The organism is Sphingomonas sp. TZW2008, assembly GCF_002117915.1.
Lineage (GTDB): Bacteria > Pseudomonadota > Alphaproteobacteria > Sphingomonadales > Sphingomonadaceae > Sphingomonas.
In genome coordinates, this window is the sequence record NZ_BDJB01000008.1 from 447,956 (window position 1) to 469,732 (window position 21,777).

At 68.0% G+C, this 21,777-nt stretch carries 23 protein-coding genes and 1 riboswitch; of the genes, 10 read left to right on the forward strand and 13 right to left on the reverse strand.

The genetic code is table 11. The annotated features are described in order from the left end of the window. Positions 1–109: 109 nt before the first annotated feature. The 10 genes from B7L05_RS12165 to odhB all read left to right on the forward strand — a co-directional run bounded on the left by B7L05_RS12165 (position 110) and on the right by odhB (position 12,269). On the forward strand, positions 110–1,096 hold the full coding sequence (locus tag B7L05_RS12165; RefSeq protein WP_085810508.1) for a C13 family peptidase: 987 nt from the start codon (positions 110–112) through the stop codon (positions 1,094–1,096). Positions 1,097–1,160: 64 nt separating this feature from the next. Next, positions 1,161–1,733, forward strand: coding sequence for an ATP-dependent Clp protease proteolytic subunit (locus B7L05_RS12170; RefSeq protein WP_085810509.1), 573 nt, complete (start codon positions 1,161–1,163; stop codon positions 1,731–1,733). Between the two features lie 46 nt (positions 1,734–1,779). Continuing rightward, positions 1,780–3,159, forward strand: a complete 1,380-nt coding sequence (gene creD / locus B7L05_RS12175; RefSeq protein ID WP_256926713.1) for a cell envelope integrity protein CreD — start codon at positions 1,780–1,782, stop codon at positions 3,157–3,159. Positions 3,160–3,177: 18 nt separating this feature from the next. After that, positions 3,178–3,960 (forward strand): succinate dehydrogenase iron-sulfur subunit, encoded by a 783-nt coding sequence (locus tag B7L05_RS12180; RefSeq protein ID WP_085810510.1) that lies wholly within the window; start codon positions 3,178–3,180, stop codon positions 3,958–3,960. Between the two features lie 96 nt (positions 3,961–4,056). After that, complete coding sequence (locus B7L05_RS12185; protein ID WP_085810511.1) at positions 4,057–4,509, forward strand: PaaI family thioesterase; 453 nt, start codon at positions 4,057–4,059, stop codon at positions 4,507–4,509. Positions 4,510–4,655: 146 nt separating this feature from the next. Further along, positions 4,656–5,750 (forward strand): cell division protein ZapE, encoded by a 1,095-nt coding sequence (gene zapE, locus B7L05_RS12190; RefSeq protein WP_085810512.1) that lies wholly within the window; start codon positions 4,656–4,658, stop codon positions 5,748–5,750. A 129-nt stretch (positions 5,751–5,879) separates the two neighbouring features. Further along, complete coding sequence (gene mdh, locus B7L05_RS12195; protein ID WP_085810513.1) at positions 5,880–6,842, forward strand: malate dehydrogenase; 963 nt, start codon at positions 5,880–5,882, stop codon at positions 6,840–6,842. A 57-nt stretch (positions 6,843–6,899) separates the two neighbouring features. Beyond that, the gene (gene sucD, locus B7L05_RS12200; protein ID WP_085810514.1) at positions 6,900–7,784 is read left to right on the forward strand and encodes a succinate--CoA ligase subunit alpha; all 885 of its coding nucleotides are present in this window, start codon (positions 6,900–6,902) and stop codon (positions 7,782–7,784) included. 152 nt (positions 7,785–7,936) lie between these two features. After that, a complete protein-coding gene (locus tag B7L05_RS12205) occupies positions 7,937–10,903 on the forward strand; it encodes a 2-oxoglutarate dehydrogenase E1 component (RefSeq protein WP_085810515.1) in 2,967 nt (988 codons plus the stop codon). A 97-nt stretch (positions 10,904–11,000) separates the two neighbouring features. Next, a complete protein-coding gene (odhB, locus tag B7L05_RS12210; protein WP_085810516.1) occupies positions 11,001–12,269 on the forward strand; it encodes a 2-oxoglutarate dehydrogenase complex dihydrolipoyllysine-residue succinyltransferase in 1,269 nt (422 codons plus the stop codon). A gap of 46 nt (positions 12,270–12,315) precedes the next feature. On the opposite strand, the gene B7L05_RS12215 is transcribed toward odhB, so the two are convergent. The 13 genes from B7L05_RS12215 to B7L05_RS12270 form a co-directional block, all read right to left on the reverse strand. After that, positions 12,316–12,996 (reverse strand): DJ-1/PfpI family protein, encoded by a 681-nt coding sequence (locus B7L05_RS12215; protein ID WP_085810517.1) that lies wholly within the window; start codon positions 12,994–12,996, stop codon positions 12,316–12,318. Positions 12,997–13,013: 17 nt separating this feature from the next. Next, positions 13,014–13,093, reverse strand: a riboswitch (ZMP/ZTP riboswitch). A 61-nt stretch (positions 13,094–13,154) separates the two neighbouring features. Next, positions 13,155–13,691, reverse strand: a complete 537-nt coding sequence (locus B7L05_RS12220) for a hypothetical protein (protein ID WP_256926714.1) — start codon at positions 13,689–13,691, stop codon at positions 13,155–13,157. 21 nt (positions 13,692–13,712) lie between these two features. Next, entirely contained in the window at positions 13,713–14,246 is a 534-nt protein-coding gene (locus B7L05_RS12225; RefSeq protein ID WP_085810519.1) for a demethoxyubiquinone hydroxylase family protein, read from the reverse strand. After that, positions 14,243–14,725, reverse strand: coding sequence for a disulfide bond formation protein B (locus B7L05_RS12230; RefSeq protein ID WP_085810520.1), 483 nt, complete (start codon positions 14,723–14,725; stop codon positions 14,243–14,245). The genes B7L05_RS12225 and B7L05_RS12230 overlap by 4 nt, the downstream gene beginning before the upstream one ends. After that, positions 14,722–16,071, reverse strand: coding sequence for a S41 family peptidase (locus B7L05_RS12235; protein WP_085810581.1), 1,350 nt, complete (start codon positions 16,069–16,071; stop codon positions 14,722–14,724). Before B7L05_RS12235 ends, B7L05_RS12230 begins: the two co-directional genes overlap by 4 nt. 120 nt (positions 16,072–16,191) lie before the next feature. After that, positions 16,192–17,358 (reverse strand): murein hydrolase activator EnvC, encoded by a 1,167-nt coding sequence (locus B7L05_RS12240; RefSeq protein WP_256926715.1) that lies wholly within the window; start codon positions 17,356–17,358, stop codon positions 16,192–16,194. A gap of 4 nt (positions 17,359–17,362) precedes the next feature. Further along, positions 17,363–17,785, reverse strand: a complete 423-nt coding sequence (locus B7L05_RS12245; RefSeq protein WP_085810522.1) for a 23S rRNA (pseudouridine(1915)-N(3))-methyltransferase RlmH — start codon at positions 17,783–17,785, stop codon at positions 17,363–17,365. Between the two features lies 1 nt (position 17,786). Next, positions 17,787–18,179 carry a ribosome silencing factor gene (rsfS, locus tag B7L05_RS12250; protein ID WP_085810523.1) on the reverse strand — a complete coding sequence of 131 codons (393 nt, stop codon included), beginning with the start codon at positions 18,177–18,179 and terminating at the stop codon, positions 17,787–17,789. 2 nt (positions 18,180–18,181) lie between these two features. Further along, positions 18,182–18,802, reverse strand: coding sequence for a nicotinate-nucleotide adenylyltransferase (locus B7L05_RS12255; protein ID WP_085810524.1), 621 nt, complete (start codon positions 18,800–18,802; stop codon positions 18,182–18,184). A gap of 41 nt (positions 18,803–18,843) precedes the next feature. Continuing rightward, the gene (locus B7L05_RS12260; protein WP_085810525.1) at positions 18,844–20,217 is read right to left on the reverse strand and encodes a glutamate--cysteine ligase; all 1,374 of its coding nucleotides are present in this window, start codon (positions 20,215–20,217) and stop codon (positions 18,844–18,846) included. Positions 20,218–20,261: 44 nt separating this feature from the next. Then, positions 20,262–20,996, reverse strand: a complete 735-nt coding sequence (locus B7L05_RS12265) for a 16S rRNA (uracil(1498)-N(3))-methyltransferase (protein ID WP_085810526.1) — start codon at positions 20,994–20,996, stop codon at positions 20,262–20,264. Beyond that, a complete protein-coding gene (locus B7L05_RS17450; RefSeq protein WP_179187201.1) occupies positions 20,993–21,163 on the reverse strand; it encodes a hypothetical protein in 171 nt (56 codons plus the stop codon). The genes B7L05_RS12265 and B7L05_RS17450 overlap by 4 nt, the downstream gene beginning before the upstream one ends. A gap of 66 nt (positions 21,164–21,229) precedes the next feature. Continuing rightward, positions 21,230–21,637 carry a DUF2147 domain-containing protein gene (locus B7L05_RS12270; RefSeq protein WP_085810527.1) on the reverse strand — a complete coding sequence of 136 codons (408 nt, stop codon included), beginning with the start codon at positions 21,635–21,637 and terminating at the stop codon, positions 21,230–21,232. Positions 21,638–21,777 lie beyond the last annotated feature (140 nt).

Here is a 21,777-nt window from a genome sequence, read left to right on the forward strand (position 1 = left end):
CGGCCTGTTACCGGCGTGCGGCCAGCTACGCATCGAAGCGGCGCGGGATCAAGCGATTGACAGCCACGCGGCTTGCCCGTGAGATGCAGCGTCGAGGGGACGCACGCACATGAAACGCCTGGCAACGCTGCTCATCGCGGGAATCGCGGGGATCGCCCCCGCGCAGACCTATCAGCCGCCGCAGCATACCCGCGCCGCGCCGCTCGTCTCGCGCAGCAGCGATGCCGAACTCGTCCAGCTTGCCGATCAGGGCGGCGCGATCGAGCACGATCGCTCCGCCGCGTGGCTGCTCGGCGAGCACCGTCGCCTCGCCGCATCGCTCGCGCGCCTCCAGCCGCAGCGCAAGGGCACCGTGGATGCCTATGTCGTTTCGGTCGCGCTCGACAGCGATCCCGTCTTCGGCCGCGAGGCGCGTGAGGCGGGCGTCGTCCTCTCGCGCCGTTACGCCGCCGACAGCCGCACCATCGTTCTCGCGGGTACCGACGGCAGCGCGGACAGCCGGCTGGCGATGGGCTCGCCCGCCAATCTCGACACTGCGCTGGCGCGTGTCGCCGAGCTGATGGATCCGGCGGAGGACGTGCTGATCCTCTACACCACCAGTCACGGCGCACGCTTCGGCATCGTCTACAACGACGCCGATCAGGGCTTCGGCGCGATCTCGCCGACGCGGCTGTGGAGCACGCTATCCCAGCTCGGCATCCGCAACCGGCTGATCCTCATCTCCGCCTGCTACGCGGGCGTGTTCGTCCCGCTGCTGTCCAGCGATACGACCGCGATCGTCACCGCCGCCTCGTCGAGCAAGACGTCGTTTGGCTGCCAGGCGGACAACGACTGGACGTTCTTCGGCGATGCGCTGGTCAACCACGCGCTGCGCAAGCCGCAGCCGCTCGCCGCCGCCGCACGGGAAGCGACGCAGACGATCGCCGGCTGGGAACGCGACGGGCGGCTCGAACCATCCGATCCACAGATCGCGATCGGCGCGGGTGCCGCACGCTGGCTCGACGCGCTCGACGCCCGCGTGCCCAAGGCTCCCGGTACACCGGTCGGCCGGCCGGCCAATGCGATTCTCGAGCCGGGCGGTAAGGCACGCCGATAAGCGAATATTCGCAGGAATTTGGGGCAGCGCGGAACATCTAACCGGCCGCTTGGTTCGCCGCGCCATGAACAGCACCAGCAACGCCACCAACTATCCGCTCCTCGCGCATCCGCAGATCCAGCTGCACGGGCCGGTGGACAATTTCATGTACGCTAATTTCAAGGATCAGCTGGCGAACGACAGCGGCAGCGGCCCGCTGGTCGTGTCGATCACCACGCTCGGCGGCGATCCCGAGATGGCGCGCGCGATGGGTGATTCGATCCGCCTGCTGCGCGAGTACACCGGGCGCGAGACGCTGTTCCTCGGCAAGGTCGCGGTCTATTCCGCCGGCGCCACCTTCATGTCCGCCTTTCCCGCCGACAAGCGCTTCCTCACACGCGGCACGCGGCTGATGATTCACGAGCGGATCATGAACTCGACCGTTCAGCTCTCCGGCCCACTCAACACGCTGGCGCCGGTGCTCCTCGCCAAGCTCAACGAAATCAACGATTCGATCCGCATCCAGGACGAAGGATTCGCTGATCTCGTCGCGGGCACGCAGGTCACGCTCGACGAGCTCAAGGCCAAGGCGCCGTCGAACTGGTATATCGAGGCGGAGAAGGCGCGCGATCTCGGGCTGGTGCTCGACATCATCTGACCGCTGCGGCACCAGCGATTGACGACTATCGCGCGAAAGGTGCCGCTTGACGACGCAAGGCCCCACCCCCGGCCGCAAGTTCGCGATGGCGATCCTCATCGCCATGCTGCTCGCGGTGCCGCTCTTCGCGGTCTACCTGCTCGTCTACGACCGGCAGGAACAGTCGCGCACGGCGCGCGCCTCGATCGCCGCCGGCTGGGGCGGGCCGCAGACGATCGCCGGCCCCGTCCTCGTCCTGCCGTACAAGGCGCAGGCGACCGAGAGCGTGAACGTAGGCGGGCGTCAGGTCGTCCGCACCCGCCTCGTCTGGCGCGAGCTCACTCTCGCCCCGCAGGTCGCCGAGCTGCGGACGGTGCTGACGCCCGAGCGCCGCAGCCGCTCGATCTACGAAGCCGTGCTGTTTGAGGCTGACGCGTCGGGCACCGCCCGCTTCGCCCTGCCCGCCGATCTCGCGCGCTTCGGCATCACCGCCGATGCGCTCGCCTATGATCGTGCCGAGCTCCGCTTCGGCCTGCGCGACGCGCGCGGGCTCGTCGATCGGCCGCCGACGGTAGTCGCCAACGGGCGCAGACTTGCGCTGCAGCCCGGCAAGGGTTCGCCCGCGACCGGCAATGCCGGCTTCTTCACCTGGCTCAATGCCGGCGCGATCCGCGGCGCGCCGCTCGCAGTCAGCTTCCACTTCGCCTTCCGCGGCAACGGCTGGCTCGCGCTCGCGCCGCAGGCAGGCGACACGCGCTGGCAGGTCACCTCGACGTGGCCGCACCCAAGCTTCCAGGGCGGCTTCCTGCCCGCCGCGCCGCGCGTTTCCGACGCGGGCTTCGCCGCCACGTGGCGCATCGGCAACCTCGCGCTCGGCCGCAGCCTTGTTGCCTCGGGCGATGTCGTTCCGGACACGCGGGCGGAAGTCGGCGACCGGTTCGATACCAGCATTACCGCCGGCGATTACGAGGCGCGCGTCGATCTCGTCTCTCCGGTCGACCTTTACAGCCAGGTCAACCGGTCGGTGAAATACGGCTTCCTGTTCATCGGCTTCACCTTTGTCGCGTTCCTGATGTTCGATGTGATCGGCGGGGTACGCGTCGCGATGGTCGAATATCTGCTCGTCGGCGCGGGGCTGGTGCTATTTTTCGTCCTTTTGCTCGCCTTTGCAGAGGTAATCGGCTTCGCGACTGCCTATATCGTGGCAGCGGCGGCGATCATCGGCCTGCTCGCGGCCTATTCGGCCGCGGTGCTGCGCAGCTGGCGTCGCGGCGGGTACATCGCGGCTCTGCTGACCGGCCTGTACGGCGTCCTCTACGTCCTGCTCAGCCTGGAGGCATATTCGCTGCTGATCGGCGCGCTGCTTCTGTTTGCGGCGCTGGCCGGTGTTATGTATCTGACGCGCAACCTCGACTGGAACGGGCTACGTTCGCAGTCGGCAACGTGAGAGAAGCGGAAGCGGAACATGGCTGAATTCACCCTGCCGGCGAACAGCAAGATCAAGGGCGGACGCAAGGTCCCCTCGCCCGAGCCCGGCGGCACGATGCGCAACTTCAAAATCTACCGCTACGATCCTGATAGCGGCGAGAACCCGCGCTACGACACGTTCGAGGTGAACCTCGACGAATGCGGTCCTATGATCCTTGACGCGCTGATCAAGATCAAGGGCGAGCAGGATTCTTCGCTCACCTTCCGCCGGTCGTGCCGCGAGGGCATCTGCGGCTCGTGCTCGATGAACATCGATGGCAAGAACGGCCTCGCCTGCACCACCGCGATCGAGGACATCCGCGGCGAGGTGAAGATCACCCCGCTGCCGGCGATGGACGTGATCAAGGATCTCGTCCCCGATTTCACGCACTTCTACGCGCAATATGCCTCGATCCAGCCGTGGCTGAAGACGGTCACCCCGCCGCCTGCCGGCAAGGAGCGGCTGCAGTCGCCGGAAGATCGCGCCAAGCTCGACGGTCTCTACGAGTGCATCCTGTGCGCCTGCTGCTCGACCTCATGCCCGAGCTACTGGTGGAATTCGGACAAGTTCCTGGGGCCGGCAATCCTGCTTCAGGCGTATCGCTGGCTCGCCGACAGCCGCGACGAGATGACGGGCGAGCGGCTCAACGAGCTTGAGGATCCGTTCCGGCTCTATCGCTGCCACACGATCATGAACTGCGCCAACGCCTGCCCCAAGGGCCTGTCGCCCGCCAAGGCGATCGCCGAGATCAAGAAGATGGAGGTCGAGCGCGTCGTCTGACGCGCGTCGACCCTTCCGCCGGCGCACCTGTCGCGGGCGCGCGGTCCAGTCTCGGGCCGTTCCTACTGGACCCCGGCCGTTGCCGATGGAGCGTTGATGGACATCGACAAGCCCGAATTCCACTATGAGGATCATCCCGATCACCCCGGCTGGAAGCGCTGGGGCCTCAAGAATTCGGATCGCTACAACACCTTTCTCGGCGACATGATGGTGCGCGTCGAGGATGCCATGTGCCGCGTGCGCATGAGTCCCGAGCGGCGTCACTCGAACCTCGGCAACAACGTCCACGGCGGCGCGATGCTCGGCTTCATCGACGTCGCGCTGTTCGCCGCCGCGCGCAGCTTCGGGCTGATCGAGGCGGGCACCGCGGTGACGCTCGATCTCAACACCCATTTCGTCGGCGCGGGGCGGATCGGCGAGCCGCTCGAGGCGCAGGTCGAACTGCTGCGCGAGACCGGTCGGCTCCTCTTCATGCGCGGCCTCGTCGTGCAAGATGCCGGCCCCGTCGCCGAATTCTCGGGCACGATCCGCAAGCCGACCAAGCGCTAATCGCCGCCGACGAGCCGCATTCGCCTGCCGGTAGCGATCACCTCATCCCTCCGCGCTTGTGCCGATAGGCGTCGTGTTTCAGGAGCGTCGGCGGCGCGCTCCTCCCAGAGCAGACGGGAGCGCGCAAGGATGACGAAGGAGTAAGCGTGGCCGCAGTCAAGAACGCCTATGACGCGCTGATCATCGCCGGCGAGCTCCGCCCCGATCCAGAACAGGCCGCCGCCGCCATGCGGCTCGACGCCTTGGCTAACGAGCTCGAACACCCGCGAACCACCGGCTTCTTCCGCAAAAAGGCCGTGCCGCCGCGCGGCATCTACATGTGGGGCGATGTCGGACGCGGCAAATCGATGCTGATGGACCTGTTCTTCGCCAACGTCTCGATCGATCGGAAGCGGCGCGTCCACTTCGGCGAATTCATGCTCGAAGTGCACGGCCGCATCGCGGTCGAGCGTCGCAAGGAACTGGGGGATCCAATCGCCCCCGTCGCCGCCGCGCTCGCCGAGGAAGCACGGCTGCTCGCGTTCGACGAGATGATGGTCACCAACTCGCCCGACGCGATGATCCTCTCGCGGCTGTTCACCGCGCTGATCGAGAGCGGCGTCACCGTGGTGACGACGAGCAACCGTCCGCCCGCGGATCTCTATAAGAACGGGCTCAACCGCGAACACTTCCTGCCCTTCATCACGCTGATCGGCGAGCGGCTCGACGTGCTCGCGCTCAACGGCCCGGTCGATTATCGCCGCGACCGGCTGGGTCAGCAGGATACTTGGCTCGTACCCAACGGGCCGGCGGCGACCGCGCAGCTCTCCGCCGCCTTCTTCCGCCTCACCGACTATCCGCCGGAGGATCGCGAGCACGTCCCGGCCGAGGAGATGACGGTACAAGGCCGCACGCTGCGCGTGCCCAAGGCGCTGAAGGGCGTCGCGGTGTTCAGTTTCAAGAAGCTGTGCGGCGAAGCGCGCGGCAGCGCGGACTACCTCGCGATCGCCCGCCGCTTCCACACCGTGATCCTCGTCGGCGTGCCCGTGCTCGGCCCCGAGAACCGTAACGAGGCGGCGCGCTTCGTCAGCCTGATCGACGCGCTGTACGAGCACAAGGTGAAGCTGCTTGCGGCCGCCGATGCAGAGCCCGACGCGCTCTATCCGCTGGGCGACGGGCGGTTTGAGTTCCAGCGCACCGTGAGCCGCCTCGAAGAGATGCGCTCGGAGGAGTATCTCGCGCAAGGACACGGCGTCGTCTGAGTTAATCGCTATTGCGAAGCGTTATTGATAACTTGTTTAGCACCCTTCCCTTAGTGGGTTGCCCCTGACGCTCAAAGGGCGTACGCGGCCGTTCCAATCACGACCTGAACGTTACGGAAAGGGGATTGGATGGCCCGCAAGAAGATCGCGCTGATCGGCGCCGGCAACATCGGCGGTACGCTCGCGCATTTGGCCGCTTTGAAGGGCCTGGGGGACATCGTCCTGTTCGACGTTGTCGAGGGCGTGCCGCAGGGCAAGGCGCTTGATCTGTCGCAGTGCGGCCCGGTTGAGGGCTTCGACGCGACGATCAAGGGCTCGAACGATTACGCCGACATCGCGGGCGCCGACGTGATCATCGTCACGGCCGGTGTCGCGCGCAAGCCGGGGATGAGCCGCGACGATCTGCTCGGCATCAATCTGAAGGTGATGAAGGCCGTCGGCGAGGGCATCAAGGCCAACGCGCCCGACGCATTCGTGATCTGCATCACCAACCCGCTCGACGCGATGGTCTGGGCGCTGCGTGAATTCTCCGGCCTGCCGCACAACAAGGTGGTGGGCATGGCAGGCGTGCTCGATTCCGCACGCTTCAGCCACTTCCTAGCCGAGGAGTTCAAGGTCTCCGTCAAGGACGTCAACACTTTCGTGCTCGGCGGCCACGGCGACACGATGGTGCCGGTGCTCGAATACTCGACCGTCAGCGGAATCCCCGTCGCCGATCTGATCGAGATGGGCTTCTCGACCAAGGAAAAGGTCGACGAGATCGTGAAGCGCACCCGCGGCGGCGGTGGTGAGATCGTCGCGCTGCTCAAGACGGGTTCGGCCTATTACGCCCCCGCCACCAGCGGCATCGCGATGGCCGAGGCATACCTCTACGATCAGAAGCGCGTCCTGCCCGCGGCGGCGCACCTCACCGGCCAGTATGGCATCGACGATCTCTACGTCGGCGTGCCAGTCGTGATCGGTGCCGGCGGCGTCGAGAAGATCGTCGAGGTCAAGCTGTCGGACGAGGCCAAGGGCAACCTCCAGGTCTCGGTCGACGCGGTCAAGGAACTGCTCGTCGCCTGCAAGGGCATCGACGAGACCCTCGCGTAATCTTTCGGGCCCCGGCACGCCGCCGGGGGCTACCGTCCCACACCCCAGGGAGACGACATGAGCATTCTCGTCGACAAGAACACCAAGGTCATCACGCAGGGCATGACCGGCAACACCGGCAGCTTCCATACGCAGGCGGCGCTCGATTACGGCACGCAGATGGTCGCGGGCGTCACGCCGGGTAAGGGCGGCGGCACGCACCTTGGGCTGCCGCTATTCGATACCGTCGCGGAGGCGGTGACCAAGACCGGCGCCGACGCCTCGGTGGTCTACGTCCCGCCGCCCTTCGCCGCGGATTCGATCCTCGAGGCGATCGACGCCGAGGTGCCGCTGATCGTCTGCATCACCGAAGGTATTCCGGTACTCGACATGGTGCGCGTCAAGCGCGCGCTGTCGGGCTCGAAGTCGCGGCTGATCGGCCCGAACTGCCCGGGCGTGCTGACGCCGGGCGAGTGCAAGATCGGCATCATGCCGGGCAACATCTTCAAGAAGGGCTCGGTCGGCGTCGTCTCGCGCTCGGGCACGCTGACCTATGAAGCGGTGTTCCAGACTTCGAATGCCGGCCTCGGCCAGACCACCGCGGTTGGCATCGGCGGCGATCCCGTCAACGGCACCAACTTCATCGACGTGCTCGAGCTGTTCCTCGCCGACGACGCGACCGAGTCGATCATCATGATCGGCGAGATCGGCGGCAGCGCCGAGGAAGAAGCAGCGCAGTTCCTGCGCGACGAGGCGAAGCGCGGGCGCAAGAAGCCGATGGCGGGCTTCATCGCCGGTCGTACGGCGCCTCCCGGCCGCCGCATGGGCCACGCCGGCGCGATCGTCTCGGGCGGCCAGGGCGGCGCAGAGGACAAGATCGCGGCGATGGAAGCTGCCGGCATCAAGGTCGCCGCGAGCCCGAGCGAACTCGGCTCGACGCTGCTGGAAGTGCTGAAGGGCTGAACTGATACCCCTCTCCCGGCGGGAGAGGGAGGGAGCGCCGCAGGCGCGGAAGGGTGAAGGCGATCCGCGCCGCCGCCCTTCGCCCACACCGACCCACTGTCCTGCGGACGGCGGGCCTCCCTTTCCCGGTCGGAAAGGGACTGGAGTTTGTCATGGGCTACGAAGGCCAGGATTTCTCGGACATCGCCGGCGGCGTCTCGCCAGCGTTCATCGACACGCTCTACGCGCGGTACAAGACATCGCCCGACAGCGTCGAACCCGGCTGGCGCGGCTTCTTCGAAGGGCTGGAAAGCGCCACGAGCGGTCCGAGCTGGAGCAGCGATCGCTGGCCGCTCACCACGACCGACGATCTTACCGCTGCGCTCGATCCGACGCAGATGGAGCCCGCGCCCAAGCCCGCTAAGGGCAAGCCCGCCGCCGCCGCGCCCGCCCCTGCCCTGTCGCAGGACGAGCTCGTCCGCGCCGCGGGCGACGCGATCCGCGCGCAGCTGCTCGTGCGCACCTATCGCGTGCGCGGCCACCTCGCCGCTAATCTCGATCCGCTCGGCCTCAACGCCACGCGCGAGCTGCCGGCCGATCTCAAAACCGAATATCACGGCTTCACCGATGCCGACATCGATCGCCCGGTCTACATGGGCGGCACGATGGGGCTGCAGTGGGCGACGATCCGCGAACTCGTCGACATCCTGCGCGCCAATTACTGCGGCAACGTCGGCCTTGAATATATGCACATCGCCGATGTCGAGGAGCGCCGCTTCCTCCAGGAGCGGATGGAGGGCAAGGACAAGGCGATCGACTTCACCGCCCAGGGCAAGAAGGCGATCCTCAACAAGGTGATCGAGGCCGAGCAGTGGGAGAAGTTCCTCGGCCGCAAGTATGTCGGCACGAAGCGCTTCGGCCTCGACGGCGGCGAATCGATGATCCCCGCGCTCGAAAGCGTGATCAAGTACGGCGGCGCGGCGGGCGTCAACGAGATCGTTTTCGGCATGGCGCACCGCGGCCGCCTGAACGTGCTCGCCAACGTCATGGGCAAGCCGCTGCGCGTGATCTTCCACGAATTCGCCGGCGGCTCGGCCAACCCCGACGACATCGGCGGTTCGGGTGACGTAAAGTACCACCTCGGCACCTCCACCGATCGCGAGTTCGACGGGATCAAGGTGCACATGTCGCTCGTCGCCAACCCATCGCATCTCGAGGCGGCGGATCCGGTCGTGCTGGGCAAGGTGCGCGCCATCCAGACGATCGCGGGCGACCTCGACAATCACTGCAAGTCGCTTCCCGTGCTGATCCACGGCGACGCCGCCTTCGCTGGCCAGGGCATCGTGTGGGAATGCTTCGGCTTCTCCGGGATCCGTGGCTACAACACCGGCGGCTGCGTCCACTTCGTCATCAACAACCAGATCGGCTTTACGACGAGCCCGCAGTTCGCGCGCTCCTCGCCCTATCCGTCGGATGTCGCGAAGGGCGTCCAGGCGCCCGTCTTCCACGTCAACGGCGACGATCCCGAGGCGGTCACCTTCGCCACCAAGATGGCGATCGAATTCCGCCAGAAATTCCACCGCGACGTCGTGATCGACATGTGGTGCTATCGCCGCTTCGGCCACAACGAGGGCGACGAGCCGAGCTTCACCCAGCCGCTGATGTACAAGGCGATCCGCAGCCACCCGCCGGTGAGTGAGATCTACGGCAAGCGTCTCGTCGAGCAGAAGGTGGTCGACCAGGCGTGGCTCGACGATAACGTCAAGCAATTCACCACGCTGCTCGAGGGCGAGTTCGAGGCTGGCGCTAGCTACAAGCCGAACAAGGCGGATTGGTTCGCCGGCCGCTGGTCGGGCCTGTCGATGCCCGCCGACGCGGAGAGCGCGCGCCGCAGCGTCGACACTGGGATCGAACCCAAGCTGTTCGACGCGATCGGCCGCACGCTGACGACGGTTCCCGACGATCTCGCGGTTCACAAAACGCTGGCGCGCGTGATCGACGCCAAGCGCCAGATGTTCACCACGGGCGACAATTTCGACTGGGCGACGGGCGAGGCTTTGGCGTTCGGCTCGCTCCTTTCCGAAGGCTTCGGCGTCCGCCTATCGGGCCAGGATTCGGGGCGTGGCACCTTCTCGCAACGCCACGCCGTCTGGGTCGATCAGAATATCGAGCGCAAGTACGTGCCCCTGTGGAACGTTGAGCACGGCCATTTCGAGGTGCTCGACAGCCCGTTGTCCGAATATGGCGTGCTCGGCTTCGAATATGGCTATGCGCTCGCCGATCCCAAGACGCTGGTGCTGTGGGAGGCGCAGTTCGGCGACTTCGTCAACGGCGCGCAGATCATGATCGATCAGTTCATCGCCAGCGGCGAGGCGAAGTGGCTGCGCGCCAACGGCCTCGTGATGCTGCTGCCGCATGGCTACGAGGGCCAGGGCCCCGAGCACAGTTCGGCGCGCCCCGAGCGCTTCCTGCAATTGTGCGCACAGGACAATATGCAAGTCGCCAATTGCACCACGCCGGCCAACTACTTCCACCTGCTGCGCCGGCAGATGCACCGCAGCTTCCGCAAGCCGCTGGTCGTCTTCACGCCCAAGTCGCTGCTGCGCCACAAGCTCGCGGTATCGAAGGCGACGGACTTCACCGGCGATTCGCACTTCCGCCGCATCTTGTCCGACACCAACGGCGCGGCGGACGCGAATACGAAGCGGCTCGTCCTGTGCACCGGCAAGGTCGCCTACGATCTGATCGAGGCGCGCGACGCGGCGGGCGACAAGGGAACGCAGATCGTCCGCATCGAGCAGCTCTACCCCTTCCCTACCGATGCGCTCGCCAAGCGTATCGCGCGCATGCCGAACCTCGAGGATGTGGTGTGGGCGCAGGAGGAACCGCGCAACAACGGCTATTGGTTCTTCGTCGAGCCATTCATCGAGGAAGCGCTGGGCCAGGCGGGCTGCGCCATCAAGCGCGCGCGTTACGCAGGGCGCGCTGTCGCCGCCTCGCCCGCGACGGGTCTGATGAAGCGCCACCAGGCCGAGCAGGGCGCGCTGATCGCCGATGCGCTCGGCCACAATGTGCGCGAGGAAATCCGCCGCACGCGCTCGGCGGATACGACGAAGAAGGCGGCGCCGCCCGCGAGCTGATGTGCACCCCGTTCGCCCTGCGCGGCATGCGGGGCGTTCCACCGAACGAGGGCACGGCGCATCGCAGCGCTAGGCCCGAACGGACGAGAGAGAATAGATGGCAACCGAAGTTCTGGTCCCCACGCTGGGCGAATCGATCACCGAGGCGACGCTCGGCGAGTGGCTGAAGCAGCCGGGCGACAAGGTCGCCGCGGACGAGCCCATCGCCAGCCTCGAGACCGACAAGGTATCGGTAGAGGTGCCCAGCCCCGTGGCGGGCGTGATGGGCCAGCACGCGGTTGCGGTCGGCGATACGGTGCAGGTCGGTGCGATGATCGCGACGGTCGAGGTGGGTGACGGTGCGCCTGCCGCAACGCCAGCGCCGCAGCCCGCGGTCACGCAGTCGCCGCAGGGCTCGGCGCCCGCCGGCGACCAGCCTGCCCCCGCCGCCGGCGGCTACGGTAACCACGGTGCTACCCCGATCGACAGTGACGCGCCCGCCGCACTCAGCCCATCGGCGCGCCGCGCCGTGCTCGAGCACGGCGTCGATCCCGCGACGATCAAGGGCACCGGCCGCGATGGCCGCATCACCAAGGAGGACGTCGCGACCGCCGCATCGGCGCGCCCCGCTCCGGCACCCACCCCAACCGTCGCGCCGACCACGCCGTCGGTCGCCGCCTCGTCGGGCCGCAAGGAAGAGCGCGTCCGCATGACGCGGCTGCGCCAGACGATCGCCAAGCGCCTCAAGGATGCGCAGAACACCGCTGCGATGCTGACGACGTTCAACGACGTCGACATGACCGCGGTGATCGAGGCGCGTGCCAAGTACAAGGATCTCTTCGAGAAGAAGCATGGCGTCCGTCTCGGCTTCATGGGCTTCTTCGTGAAGGCCGCGACGATGGCGCTGAAGGACATTCCGTCGGTGAACGCCTCGATCGAGGGCGACGAGATCGTCTACCACGATTACGCCGATATCTCGGTCGCGGTGTCGTCGCCGGGCGGCCTCGTCGTGCCGGTGATCCGCGACGCGCAGGATCTGTCGGTCGCCGGGATCGAGAAGACGATCGGTGATTTCGGCAAGCGCGCCAAGGAAGGCACGCTGAAGATGGACGAGATGAAGGGCGGCACCTTCACCATCTCCAACGGCGGCGTGTTCGGCTCGCTGATGTCGACCCCGATCATCAATCCGCCGCAGTCGGCGGTGCTCGGCCTTCACCGTATCGAGGACCGCCCAGTCGTCGTGAACGGCCAGGTCGTCGTGCGCCCGATGATGTATCTCGCGCTCTCCTACGATCACCGCCTGATCGACGGCCGCGAGGCGGTGACCTTCCTCGTCGCGCTCAAGAACGCGATCGAGGATCCGACGCGTATCCTGATCGACCTGTGATGCGCTGAGCGCCCCTCCCCGCACGGCAGGGAGGGGCGCTCAGCGTTCAGAACCCGCGTTTCGCCGCAGCGTCGCGGAACGCCCGCTCGCGTCCGGGCGCGAGCTTCGCCATCCGCGCCTCGAACGCGCCCACTAGCGCCTCACCGGCCCGCTCGGGCGATCCCGCGTCGAACGGCGGCGCCGGATCATATTCCAGGCTGAGTTGCACCATCCGCGCATGCTCCTCGCCGCGGATCAGCGCCGTCAGCGTCAGCGCGAAGTCGATCCCCGCGGTCACGCCGCCGCCCGTCACGCGGTTGCGATCGACCACGACGCGTTCGGCCACCGGCGTCGCCCCGAACAGCGTCAGCATGTCGCGCCACGCCCAGTGGCTCGTCGCGCGATAACCTTTCAGCAGCCCCGCGCCGCCCAGGATCAGCGATCCGGTGCACACGCTCGTCACCCACGCCGCCTGCCCGCCGATCGCGCGCACCCACGCCATCGCTTCATCGTCGGCGATCACGTCGTTGACGCCGATGCCGCCCGGGACGCACAGGATGTCGGCGGCCGGCACCTCGTCGAGCGTCGCGGTCGGCAGGATCGAGAAGCCCGCATCGGTCGGCACCGGATCGCGCGTCTTCCACACCAGATCGACGTGCGCGTCACCGCCCAGGCGCGCGAGCACCTGCGCCGGGCCGGTCAGGTCGAGCTGGGTAACGTTGGGGAACAGTAGGAATGCGACACGCATATGGCCTCTCCTTCAGCAGGTGATGCCCAGGCGCGCGGCGTCGAAGGATCGCGCTCCCCCGCGGTGCTCCGCGAATGCGCCAGTCACGCGACGTGTCGACGATAGCAGGCGCCGCGTGCTTTTGTCACGTGGTCGAGGCGAATGGCGCCGCCAAGCGATCAATAGCCGCTGAGATCGGCGGTCGCTGCCCGGTCTTCAGCCTTGCGTACTTTGGTCTGCCGCCGCACGAACTGCGTGTTGCACCCCGTCGCGCCGTTCGCGCCGACCGTCGAGCACGAGCCGACGCCGACCGCGCCGACATCGCGCTCCGCCTCGACGCGCGCCGCCCAGGTCTCGTTCTGCGGCGTCACCTCGAAAGTGCGTACTTCCTTGGGGATGCGGAACTGCTCCTGCGCGCTTCTCCGCTGGCAGACGACGATCTCCTCGCCATTCGTGTTCGTCGGGCAGCGCTCGTTGCCGTAGAGCACGAGCACGCCGTTCACGGGCGCGCCCCGCCCCGTCTCGGTCGACACCGTTTGCCGGCTCGCACGCGGCGCCCCCGGCAGCGCGACCTTCGACGGCGGCGGCAGGATCACGACGTCGAGCGGCCGTCCGGAGGACGCCCCCGGGCCGTTCGCCGGTGCGGTCTGCGCCCCGCCCGTCTGCGCGACAGCCGGCATCGCGATCAGCGCCGCCAGCAGGAACGATCCGGTCACTCGCATCTCGAAATCTCTCCGTCAGATCCGTTTGGCAGTCGCGATCGCGACGCGGCAGCCGAGCCGGATCGCCGCCGACAACACGGGATAGCCGAAGGCGTTCTCCGCCCCGCTCGCCAGTGCCGTGTCGCGATGCTCCAGCTCCTCCGCCTGGAACTCGGCGATCGCCTCGCTCAATTCGGGATCGTCGCCGCCCAGTTCGACGAGCTGATCCGCATAATGCTTGTCGATCTCCGTCTCGACCGCGGCAGTGCACGCCATCGCTGCATCGGGGCCGATCGCGGCGGTCACCGCACCCAGCGCGAAGCCGGCGACGTCCCAGAAGGGTTGCAACACCGTCGGGCGGACGCCGCGCTCGGCGATCATCCGGTCGAAGAACGCGCGGTGCCGTTCCTCCTGCAGCGCCATGCCCGCGATCTTGCGCGCGGCCGGCGTGCGGTGGCCCATCACCGCCAGCTGCCCGGCGTAGATGCGCGTCGCCCCGAATTCACCCGCCTGGTCGACACGGATCATCGACGTGGTATCGCGGCGGCGATCGCCCGGCTTCCAGCTCATCTCGCTCTCCCGATCAGCCATGCGATCAGCCCGGCCCCGCCGAGCGACAGGATCGCATTGTACCCGGCCAGCGAAACGCCCAGCAGCGTCCATTGTGCCGCATCGCACCGCACGACCGGCGCGGCCAGGATCCGACGCAACATTTCGTCGGTCGAGATCCCAGCCCCGCCGGCGGTGGTCGAGCAGGCGGTGATCCCCTGCCACCAATGATATTCGACCCCGGCGTGGAAGATGCCGATCAGTCCCGACACCGCGATCAGCGCCGCAGCCCCGGCGATCATGGTGAGCTTGCTCGAACGCCCCGGTACGACGAACGCCAGCGCCGCGGCAACGACAGCGGCGTAATGCGGCCAGCGTTGCCAGTGGCACATCTCGCACGGCACCAAGCCGCCGATCAGCTGCGAGCCCCAGGCACCGGCGAGCAGCAGCAGCGGCAGCAGTAGCGCGATCAGCCGCGCACGAGATTGCGCGGCCGTCACTTGGCGGCCACGTCCTTCTTCATCGACGCCGTCACTGCCGCGACCTGCGTCGGCCCGCCAAGCCGCGCGATCGATTTCAGCGCGTACCACAGCTGGAAATCCTCAACGCCCTGCTTCTTGAGCTGGTCGGGCGTCGCGGCGAAGCGCGGATCCTCCTTGGTATCCTCTTCCAGGATCTTGTCGTCGGCCTTCACCTCGTTGATCAGATGGCGGCGAAGATCGGCCTCGCGGAACACCGGGCGCGATTTGTAGTCGGGATCGGACAGCTGCGGCACGGCGATGTCGGGCTCGATGCCGCCCTCCTGCACCGATCGGCCCGACGGCGTGTAATAGCGCGCCGTCGTCAGCCGCAGTGCGGTCGTCGGGCCAAGCTGCAGCAGCGTCTGCACCGATCCCTTGCCGAACGTGCGCTCGCCCATCACCAGCCCGCGCTGGTGATCCTGGATCGCACCCGCGACGATCTCGGAGGCGGACGCGGTGCCGCTGTCGGTCAGCACGACGATCGGCAGCCCGTGTGCGAGATCCCCCGCCTTGGCGTAATAGCGCTCGATGTCGTTCTTCTCGCGCCCGCGCTGCGAGACGATCTCACCATTGTCGAGGAATGCGTCCGACACTTCGATCGCCTGCGTCAGCAACCCGCCCCCGTTCGAACGCAGGTCGACGACATAGCCGAGCGGCCGTTTGCCCAGCGCCTTGTCGATCGCCATCAGCGCCGCGCGCGTGTCGGCGCCCGTCGTCTCGGAGAAGGTATTGATGTTGATGTAGCCGACGTCGCCCTTCACTTCCCACTTCACCGGCCGCTGCACGATCACCTCACGCGTCAGCGCGACTTCCATCGGCTTGTCGCGACCGGGGCGGACGACGGTGATGACGAGCTTGCTGCCCGGCTTGCCGCGCATCTGGTTCACCGCCTCGTCGAGCGTGCCGCCGTAGATCAGCTTGCCGTCGATATGCGTGATATAGTCGCCCGACTTGATCCCGGCACGCCACGCGGGCGAATCCTCCTGCGGCGCGATTACCTTGACGGCGCCGTCCTCCATCGAGACGGTGAGGCCGAGGCCACCGTAATTACCCTCGGTCTGGATGCGCAAATTCTCGTAGTCGGACGCGTCGACGTAGCTTGAATGCGGATCGAGCGCGGCGAGCATGCCGTCGATCGCCCCTTTTATCAGCTGCTCGTCGGTGACCTTGTCGACATAGTCCGCCTTGACGCGGTTATACACGTCCATGAAGCGTTCCATCTCGCGATAGGTGCCGGCGTCCACCGCCGCCATCGCCCCGGTGCTGATCGGCACGGCGGCAATCGTCGCGACGAGCGCGGTGGCGGAAAGGAGGGAGAGCTTCATGTCGGGTTGCGTCCTCGCGGGGAACTTCATCGCTCGGGCTTTAGCGCTTTCCCCCGCCCGATCAAAGCACGCCGACAGGTGAACGACGGCTGAGCGCAGCGCGGCGCCATGAGAAAAGCGTCAGCCGATCAATGCCGCAGTATCAATTGGTCGGCCCTGCCGTCGCACCTCCACCGTCACCTGCGGCGAACCGATCGCAGGCGCGCGGCCGATCGGCTGCCCGGCGGTCACCGCCGCGCCGCGCCGCACCGCCGCCTGCCCCAGCCCGGTGACGAGGCTCGACCAGCCAGCGCCGTGATCGATGATGACGATCGTGCCGAAGCCGCGGAACGGCCGTGCAAAGACGATCTCACCCGCCGCCGGCGCGCGCACGATCGTGCCCGGCGCAACGGCGAAGGTCAGGCCGCGCGCCCGCACGCCGTTGTCCGAGATCTCGCCGAAGCCGGTGACGAGCCGCCCGCGTACCGGCAGGCGATAGACCGGCGCACGCGGCTCGGGCGCCTCCATTGATCGCGGCGGCCCGGCGAGCGGCGCGAGATCGCCGAGCGTCGCCTGCGTCTCGCCGAACGCCGTCATGCGATCGACGATGTCGCGCGCCTCCTCGCCAAGCGCAATCGCCCGGTCCGATTGCGCCAGTGCCGCGCGGTTGAGCTGCACCGCCGCACCGGCATGACGCGCCTGCAACGCCGACAGTTCGCGCCGCTCGCCGAGCAGCGCGCGCCGGCTGCTGTCGAGGCTGGCGGCGGCGAGCGCGGCGCTCGCTTGCAGAGCACGCGTCTGCGCCAGAGCACCACGCAACGCCGCCGTCTCGCGGCGGATCACCGGCAGCGTGCCGCCGAGTACCGCGCGCACGTGCACCAGATCGCTCACCGATCCCGGCTGTACCAGCGCGACCGCCGCTGGTCGCCGCGCGAGCGAGGTCAGCGCGGCGACGAGGCGCGCGACGGGTGCCTGCTGCTCGCCCAGCGCCGCGCGTTGTCGCGCAAGCAGCGTCCCGACGATCGCGACACGCGCGCGCGCTGCCGCCACATCCGCCTCGGCGCGTTCGATCCTCGCCGCCACCGCTGCTTCGCTCGCCCGCGCCTTCGCCGCGGCGTCGCGCTCATCCTCGGCGCGGCGCTCGAGATCGGTCGCACGCGCCGCCGCGCGCGCCGCCTCGCGCTTCGCATCGCCCAACCGCGTGCGCTCGATCGCGAGCGGATCGACACCGGGCACAGGCGCGGTGCGCGCGCTGGTCAGCAGCATTGCCGCCGCCCCCAGCACCACGATCCTTGCGCCCCGCCCCATGGGCTCAGCCTTCGCGATGATAGGGGTGATTGGCAAGGATCGCGGTCGCGCGGAATAGTTGCTCGACGAGCATCGCCCGCGCCAGCATGTGCGGCCACGTCGCGCGCCCGAACGACAGCAACAGGTCGGCTCCATCGCGCTCGGCATCGTCGAAGCCGTCCGCCGCGCCGATCATGAAGCGCGCCTCGCGCACCCCGTCGTCGCGCCACCGCTCCAGGATGCGCGCGAACTCGACCGAGGACAGCACCTTGCCGCTCTCGTCGAGCATCACGCGCCGCGTCTGCGGCATTGCCTCGGGCAACTTGCCGCCCCGATCGGGCAGTTCGGTGACGCGCGTCGGCCAGCCGATCCGCTTCAGATAGCGATCGACCAGCTCGGCCTCGGGCGATCGGCCGATTCGCCCGCGCGCCACGATGTGAAGGATCAGCTCAGGCGTTCCCGGGCGCGGGCGTTGGCGCGTCGCCGAACGACCACATGCGCTCCAGATTGTAGAACGAACGGACCTCGGGGCGAAACAGGTGGACGATCACGTCACCGGCGTCGATCAGCACCCAGTCCGCCGTCGCAAGCCCCTCGATGCGCGGCGAGCGGCCGGTCTCGGCCTTGATCTTCTCCGACAGCTTGGACGCCATCGACGCGACCTGCCGCGTCGACCGGCCGCTCGCGATCACCATGTGATCGGCGATCGTCGACTTGCCGGCAAGCGGGATCGATACGGTTTCGACCGCCTGATCATCGTCGAGGCTGTCGAGCACGAGCTTATGCAGCGTCGCGACGCTCTCGGCATCCGACGAACGATAGGCATTGGCGGGAACGGACAAGCTCACTCCTGGGTAAGGGATCGAAGAGGGGATATGGTGACGCCGCGGCGCAGATGCCAGCCGGGATCGGCGGCGCGGATCTGCGTCGCGGAGGTCGGGTCGGGGCGGAACCGTAGCAGCACCAGGGCTGGCACACTCCACATCGTCCAGGTCTTCGCCTGGCGTGCGGGCCTCTGGAAGCGCCGCAGCCAACCCATCGCGGGGGCCGCGCGGGCAGCGCCGTCATACCCTGGTCGCGCGATCACCGCAATCGGCACCGTGCGCGCGATCTGTCGCCACGCGCGCCAGCGGTCGAACTGCTGCAGATTGTCCGCCCCCATTACCCAGATGAAGCGGTGCCTGGGATAGCGCCGGACCAGCGCGGCGAGCGTGTCGACGGTGTAGCGGGTGCCGAGCCGCGCCTCGAGGTCGCTCGGCCGGATCCGCGCCGCCCGCGCCATCCGCCGCGCGGAAGCGAGCCGCGCCGCCAGCGGCGCCATGCCGGCGGCGGGCTTCAGCGGATTGCCCGGCGAGACGAGCCACCACATTTCGTCGAGGCCGAGCGCGTCGATCGCCGCTAGGCTGATCCCGCGATGCCCCGCATGCGCCGGATTGAACGATCCGCCGAGCAGCCCGATGCGCATTGCCCGCCCGCGCGGGCCGGCTTTAGTCTGCAACGGCGTCGTCAGAAGCTCTGCTCGGCGTAGACGCGCGACAGATCGCCGTTCCACGCGCCGTGATACCGGTCGAGCAGCACCTGCGCCGGCACCTTCCCCGATCGCACGATGTCGCGCAGCGGATCGAGGAACCCCGTCTCATTGTCCCCCGAGCGATTGGTGCGCGCGCGCGCTGCCAGCCCCGCATTGGCGATGTCGAGCACCTCGCCCGCGATGTCGCGCAGCGTGCCGCGTCCCGGCACCGGCGCGTCGAGCCCGAGCTTGGGCACCGTGTCGCGCAGCGTCTGCCGCGCCTCGATCGACCAGCCCTTCACCAGATCCCACGCCGCATCGAGCGCGCCCTGATCGTACAACAGCCCGACCCACAGCGCCGGCAGCGCGCAGATCTTGTTCCACGGCCCACCGTCCGCGCCGCGCATCTCGAGGAAGGTCTTCAGACGCACCTCGGGAAAGGCGGTCGACAAATGATCGATCCAATCGTCGAGCGTCGGCTTCTCGCCCGGCAGCACCGACAATTCGCCCTTCAGGAAATCGCGGAAGCTCAGGCCCGCGGCGTCAATGTAGCGGCCGTCGCGATAGACGAAGTACATCGGCACATCGAGCATGTAGTCGGCGTAGCGCTCGTAGCCGAAGCCGTCCTCGAACACGAACGGCAGCATGCCCGTGCGCGCGGGATCGGTATCGGACCAGATGTGGCTGCGATAGCTGAGATATCCGTTCGGCTTGCCTTCGGTGAACGGCGAATTGGCGAACAGCGCGGTCGCCAGCGGCTGCAGCGCGAGCCCGACGCGGAACTTCTGCGCCATGTCGGCTTCGGACGCATAGTCGAGGTTCACCTGAATCGTGCAGGTGCGCAGCATCATGTCCAGCCCCATCGTGCCGACGCGCGGCATGTGGCGCAGCATGATGGCGTAGCGCCCCTTGGGCATGATCGGCAGTTCGGCGCGCGTCTTATCGGGCCACATGCCGAGCCCAAGGAAGCCGATCCCCAGCTTTTCGCCCGCCGCCTTCACCTGATCGAGGTGGCGCCCCGTTTCGGCGCACGTCTCGTGCAAATTCTCCAGCGGCGCACCCGACAGCTCGAACTGGCCGGCGGGCTCGAGACTGACCGAGCCGTCCGCGCCGCTCAGCGCGATCAGCTTGCCGCCCTCCTCCACCGGCTTCCATCCATATTGCTGCAGCTCGGTCAGCAGTGCGCGGATGCCGCTCGGCTCGTCCCAGCTCGGCGCGCGATGATCGTCGCGGGCATAGACGAACTTCTCGTGCTCGGTGCCGATCCGCCACCGCTCCTTGGGCTTCTCGCCGCGCGCGAAGCTGGCGATCAACTGGTCGCGCGACTCGATGATGGGCGAGTTGCTATCCGAAACGGTTTTGGTCGTCATGCGCGCGGCCTTAATCGGGGAACGTGACCGCCGCTAGAGCCGTCTCACCAATCGCCCGCCAGCGCCATCCACAGGCTGATCGCCGCGGCGGCCGCGGTGTCCGCACGCAGGATGCGCGGCCCGAGCGCCATGCCCACCGCCTGCGGCAGCGCGCGGATCGCGTCGCGCTCGCCATCGTCGAACCCGCCCTCCGGCCCGATCAGAATCGCCGCCGGCCCCGGCTTCATCACGTCGCGCGCGGGCAGTCCGCCCAGCTCGTCGGCGAAATAGAGCGCGCGCTCCGCCGGCCATTCGCGCAGCAGCGCCGCCAGCTTCACCGGCTCGGCCACCTGCGGGAGCGCGGTGCGCCCGCACTGCTCGGCCGCCTCGATCATGTGCGCGCGCAGCCGATCGGTGTTGGGCCGCTCAACGACGGTGCGGTGCGTCACCACCGGCACCAGCCGCGCGACGCCGAGCTCGCACGCCTTCTCCGCCATCCAGTCGACTCGCCCCTTCTTGAGCGGCGCGGCCACCAGCCAGAGGTCGGGCACCGCCTCGCGCGGGGCGACCTGCTCGCCGACGTCGATCGTCACGTCGCGCTTGCCCGCGGCGGCAACGATGCCCAGCCACTCGCCCGTCGCGTCGTCAAACAGGCGCACCGGATCGCCCGCCTTCACCCGCATCACGCCCGCGAGGTAATGCGCCTGCGCACCCTCGATACGCAGCGGACCGGGGCCAAGCGGGCGATCGACGAACAGTCGCGGGGTGGAGCGCGGCGGCCATGCCGGGGTCGCGATCATCGCCGTGCCTTTCGTCCGCGCGCGATCAGCCAGCGCGCCGTCATGAACAAGATGAAACCGGCCAGCGCGACGAGCAGCACTGCCCCCGTCACCGCCCCCGCAACGCGCAGGATGGCGAAGAACAGTGCCTCGACGAAGCGACCGATGGCGACCGACAGGTGGATCACGCGGTGTCGATCAGCCGCCCCAACGCGCGGGGCGCGCCATCATGCTCGAGCGCGGTACGCGCGCGATCACTTCGTCGCCACCCGCCGCCACGTCTGCGACTTGCAGCCGAAGCCGGCGAACAGGCAGCCGGTGCCGACGATCGTGTCGCGGTTCACCTGTTCGATCGTGCCGTCAAACGTCTGATCGACATCGGGAACATAGACCTGGCCGTACCACAGCCCGTCGTCGCCGCGGCGAAAATCGTGGAACAGCTGAGTCCCGATCAGCCGGTCGGTGCCGCCAGCCGCCGCATCCGCGCGCGCCTTTGCACTCGCCTGCACCACCGTGCCGCACAGCCCCTGCCCGCATTTCGCGACGCGGATGCGCACGCTGTCGGCATTGTTGCGCCACACGCCTTCCCACCCGCCGGCGCGCTGCGCGGCGGCCGGCGTCGCGACGATCAGCGCGGCGGCAAACAGGTGTCCCATACGCATCGGCGTTACTCCAACTCGGACCTTCGCGCGCAACCTCATGCCCGCCGCGCGCGCTTTCAAGCCCACGGTGCGAAGCTACTAGGCTCAGGACTCGTTGATCACAGCCAGAAGATGACGGTTGCAGCGAGGGCGACGGCGGA

What these genes read in the sequence shown, in the direction of transcription:
- B7L05_RS12255 (WP_085810524.1), bottom strand. Translation starts at nt 18,802, where the DNA reads ATGCGCATCGGGCTGCTCGGCGGATCGTTCAATCCGGCGCATGCGGGG.
- B7L05_RS12180 (WP_085810510.1), top strand. Translation starts at nt 3,178, where the DNA reads ATGGCTGAATTCACCCTGCCGGCGAACAGCAAGATCAAGGGCGGACGC.
- B7L05_RS12265 (WP_085810526.1), bottom strand. Translation starts at nt 20,996, where the DNA reads ATGATCGCGACCCCGGCATGGCCGCCGCGCTCCACCCCGCGACTGTTC.
- B7L05_RS12165 (WP_085810508.1), top strand. Translation starts at nt 110, where the DNA reads ATGAAACGCCTGGCAACGCTGCTCATCGCGGGAATCGCGGGGATCGCC.
- B7L05_RS12185 (WP_085810511.1), top strand. Translation starts at nt 4,057, where the DNA reads ATGGACATCGACAAGCCCGAATTCCACTATGAGGATCATCCCGATCAC.
- sucD (WP_085810514.1), top strand. Translation starts at nt 6,900, where the DNA reads ATGAGCATTCTCGTCGACAAGAACACCAAGGTCATCACGCAGGGCATG.
- B7L05_RS12240 (WP_256926715.1), bottom strand. Translation starts at nt 17,358, where the DNA reads ATGGGGCGGGGCGCAAGGATCGTGGTGCTGGGGGCGGCGGCAATGCTG.
- B7L05_RS12225 (WP_085810519.1), bottom strand. Translation starts at nt 14,246, where the DNA reads ATGAGCTGGAAGCCGGGCGATCGCCGCCGCGATACCACGTCGATGATC.
- B7L05_RS12260 (WP_085810525.1), bottom strand. Translation starts at nt 20,217, where the DNA reads ATGACGACCAAAACCGTTTCGGATAGCAACTCGCCCATCATCGAGTCG.
- odhB (WP_085810516.1), top strand. Translation starts at nt 11,001, where the DNA reads ATGGCAACCGAAGTTCTGGTCCCCACGCTGGGCGAATCGATCACCGAG.
- B7L05_RS12205 (WP_085810515.1), top strand. Translation starts at nt 7,937, where the DNA reads ATGGGCTACGAAGGCCAGGATTTCTCGGACATCGCCGGCGGCGTCTCG.
- B7L05_RS12270 (WP_085810527.1), bottom strand. Translation starts at nt 21,637, where the DNA reads ATGCGTATGGGACACCTGTTTGCCGCCGCGCTGATCGTCGCGACGCCG.
- mdh (WP_085810513.1), top strand. Translation starts at nt 5,880, where the DNA reads ATGGCCCGCAAGAAGATCGCGCTGATCGGCGCCGGCAACATCGGCGGT.
- B7L05_RS12170 (WP_085810509.1), top strand. Translation starts at nt 1,161, where the DNA reads ATGAACAGCACCAGCAACGCCACCAACTATCCGCTCCTCGCGCATCCG.
- B7L05_RS12235 (WP_085810581.1), bottom strand. Translation starts at nt 16,071, where the DNA reads ATGAAGCTCTCCCTCCTTTCCGCCACCGCGCTCGTCGCGACGATTGCC.
- B7L05_RS12215 (WP_085810517.1), bottom strand. Translation starts at nt 12,996, where the DNA reads ATGCGTGTCGCATTCCTACTGTTCCCCAACGTTACCCAGCTCGACCTG.